The following is a 3,846-nucleotide window of genomic DNA, read 5'->3' on the forward strand; positions in this document are numbered from 1 at the left end:
CCCGTAATGAAGTACTGACTATTTGTAAAGCGCCATATAAATTAACCTTATCTAATGGTGAAGGTAGATTAACAACACGTTATGGGGAACCTAATGAAAGTCGTTTTAGTGCAGGTAATGCCACTTATTATATTAATCCTAAGGTAGCGCCAGTGATTTGTTTTGCAAGAACTTTCATATTTCAGCCTATTCATTATAGATGGACGCTTGGTCTTTCTGCTGCCATTTATGACGACAATGTTAGGGGTTTTCTACCACAGTCAGTTACGCCATCGTCTTATTACTTAAACTTTCCGACTACTGGTGGTAATGGTTTGTATTTTGATTTAGATATTGGTGGTGTTAGTCAAGCCTTATCTTGGGCGCCGGTTTCTCATGAAGGTATTACGGCGACGATGACTAATTCAACAAGTACCAGCGTTCGAGTCACCCTAACGGGTCCTGTTGCTCCATCATCGCAATGGGGAACAAATAATCCAGGTAGAATCGGCAGACCATCATTACCGCAGGTATTTGAGTTAGTCGGTCGTGATAGCAGTGGTAATGCGGTGGTTAAATATGGATTTGAGTTAAAGAAGTGGTTTGTTAATAGTGGTAATTATAACAAGAACCATTCTAGTGCAACATCTTGGTGTAATAATATTGGATACCATACCCCAAAGGTCAGGGATTTAACTAATGTGAATTGTCCTGATTATGCGGGATGTCAAAGTGCAACCCCTTCGTCACCTGATGGATATTTACGGCGTCACATTGGTGGAGGATTTTTCTCGGAATGGGGGAATATGAGCGATTATGCCAGGGAGGCTAATTTCCCTAACTACGGCGACCCCAACGTGGTATTCTATTGGACGAATGATACTAGGCTACATGACGACAGTGCTCATTTTATGATTGGCGCGGGACATGGTGGTTATCGGTTGGTCCATAACGATGAGGAAACTGAATACGCTCGATACTTAGGAATCTGTGTCTATCCTTATTAGCTATTATTTCTTAGTTCTTAGGTATAGAAGCTGAGGATAAAAAAAATACCGTTAGGGTGTTAAAAAACGATTTTGTGGCGCGACATTGGCAACGTGCTGACAACTGAGAGAGGTTAGCATGGCAAACAGGGATGTTTGCCAAGGAGCGTTAAAAGCGAACGAAGGCGGAAGGTAGTCACATCGTGACCACTTGCGTGGTCGCCGCGGGAGATTGTAAAGAGGGTTGGCGGCAACCCTCTTAACTCGGACGTAATCACCGAATAGAAATAACCGCAAAACAACAAAACGTCCGAAACTAAAACAACCAAAAAAATTTGAGGAGAGGGGTTTTTAAAGCCAAAATCCATCCAATAAATTGCTAACGTTGGTTATAACATCAGCTAGTTCCATTAATAAAAGTTTATTTTTATCAATTAGTTTGATGCTTCTCATTTAGCGACATTCGCAATGTGCTGACAACTGAGTGAGGTTAGCATGGCAAACAGGGATGTTTGCCAAGGCTGTGTTTTGTCAGGAACAAATCACAGCCGGTGCGTTAAGAGCGAACGAAGGCGGCAGGCAGTCACATCGTGACCACTTGCGTGGTCGCCGCGGGAGATTGTAAAGAGGGTTAGCGGCAACCCTCTTAACTCGGACGTAATCACCGTATAGAAATAACCGCAAAACAACAAAACGTCCGAAACTCAAAGAATAAAAAATTTTGAGGAGCGGGGTTTTTTAAACGCAAAATACCTTCTAAAAACGATTATAAAATTGTCAAAATCAAAAGCCTAATCTGCAAATTATTAATATTAAAAATGGTAATTTTTTAAGAGGGGATAAAGGGGATATTATTTCTAATAAACAGCAAATAACCGATGCTGTTTTCGAGCTATCAGTGTTCTTCTTTACAAAAGTTAACAATTAAACCAGCAAAAAAAGTTGCATGGTTTTTTGCAATCACTATACTTTTATAGCATATTTATACGAATGGATAAATTTTATGCCATTAGACTTAAAATTTTAAATAAATCATAAAATTGGATTGACAAGGATATCTGATATGGATTATAATTTTCAACACACAACACACAACACACAACCTGCCCAACCTATAATTTCACCTCTCTAAAGTTAAGCTCAAATCGTTTATTATTTCACTGTTGTTTATTATTTAAGCAATTTCCGAAATTTCAGCAAAATTTTTCAAAATTTCTTGGTTTCGCCTGTTTATCTCGGCCGATGGTTTTGGTATTGACCGTGGTTGTATTACAGTCTATCTCTTTTACTAATTATGCATTAACCACAAAAACGACCAATATTATTTATGGCTCAGCACCTTATTTAACCTTTGATGGAGGTCGAACTCGGGTCACAAATACTGAAGCGCTACTCGGGATATCCCTTTCAGATGGAAGAACATTTACTCCGACAACCAATAATTCAAGTGACAATCCTATCATTTTACCTGTTATTGGTCAGAGTTTTAATGATATTGGTATGTTAGTACCAAGGAATACTGATTCTATTGCATTAAGTTCACTTATTGGCACACCTTATAATTATTGGGGTGATGATGATGGCGATGGTCAAGGAGTTAATGGTGTCACCGCTACCGGTAGTTTAAATTTATCCATTGTCGATAAAAATAATCAAGTTGTTGCCCGTAATGAAGTGCTGACTATTTGTAAAGCGCCATATAAATTAACCTTATCTAATGGTGAAGGTACATTAACAACACGTTATGGAGTACCTAATGAAAGTCGTTTTACGGCAGGTAATGCCACTTATTATATTAATCCTAAGGCATCGCCAGTGATTTGTTTTACAAGACCTAACTTACGTTGGGGGGGGATACTGCCGTTTGGGAATATGGTAAGGGTTTTCTAACCCAGTCATTTACGCCATCGTCTTATGGTTTAAACTTCCCGACTACTGGTGCTAATAATTTGTATTTTGATTTAGATATTAGTGGTAGTACTCAGGCCTTATCTTGGGCGCCGGTTTCTCATGGTGGTATTACGGCGACGATGACCAATTCAACAAGTACCAGCGTTAAAGTTACCCTAACTGGTCCTGCCGTTACAGACCCTAATCAATGGCAATCAGATAATCCAGTTGGAATCGCCAGACCATCTTTACCGCAGGTATTTGAGTTAGTGGGTCGTGATAGCAGTGGTAATGCGGTGCTCAAATATGGATTTGTATTAAAGCAGTGGTTTGTTAATCGTGGTGATTATAGAAGTAACTATTCTAGTACGGAATCTTGGTGTAATAAGATTGGAGGATACCGTCTTCCAAAGGTCAAGGATTTAACTAATGCGACTTGTCACGGAAATTCGGGAGGTAATGTAGATTATTGTCAATATTATGCAAATGATGTAAATGCAATAGGGGCAACGCCTTCGTCATCTGGTAATAACTATATGCGTCACATTGGTGCAGGATTTTTCGCGGAATGGGGCAAGATGAATGATTACACCGGTGCCAACTTCATCATCGCCAGAAACCTTATCAACTTATACTATGTGACGAGTGATCAGACGAGTGATAACCGAGCTTACTTTAGTGTTAGCGGAGCCTATGGTTATGTTCTATTTACTTACGTGGAATACGATCGCAACTCCCCCAGCTACCATAAACAAGGACTCTGTGTCTATCCTTAGCTATTATTTTTTAGTTCTTAGGTATTGAAGCAGAGGATAAGAAAAAAACGTTAGGACATTAAACAATCATTGTCTGTCAAGGCAATGAGGCTGGTAAAGTGAGCGATAAAAGCGATTTTGTGACGCGACTTTCGCAATGTGCTGACAACTGAGTGAGGTTAGCATGGCAAACAGGGATGTTTGCCAAGGCTGTGTTTTGTCAGGAACAAATCACA

Annotated in this window: 3 protein-coding genes; all 3 read left to right on the top strand. The window is 39.7% G+C overall.

Going from position 1 to position 3,846, the window contains the following annotated elements; translation table 11 throughout:
* Nucleotides 1-986 (top strand): hypothetical protein (locus tag H3T83_RS11275; protein WP_198215800.1); only part of this gene is annotated, 986 nt, incomplete at its 5' end.
* Nucleotides 987-2,207: 1,221 nt separating this feature from the next.
* Nucleotides 2,208-2,855 carry a hypothetical protein gene (locus H3T83_RS11280; protein ID WP_198215801.1) on the top strand — a complete coding sequence of 216 codons (648 nt, stop codon included), beginning with the start codon at nt 2,208-2,210 and terminating at the stop codon, nt 2,853-2,855.
* A complete protein-coding gene (locus H3T83_RS11285) occupies nt 2,810-3,631 on the top strand; it encodes a hypothetical protein (RefSeq protein ID WP_198215802.1) in 822 nt (273 codons plus the stop codon). Before H3T83_RS11280 ends, H3T83_RS11285 begins: the two co-directional genes overlap by 46 nt.
* The last annotated feature ends 215 nt before the right edge of the window (nt 3,632-3,846 follow it).

This window comes from Gilliamella sp. M0320, assembly GCF_016101635.1.
Lineage (GTDB): Bacteria > Pseudomonadota > Gammaproteobacteria > Enterobacterales > Orbaceae > Gilliamella > Gilliamella apis.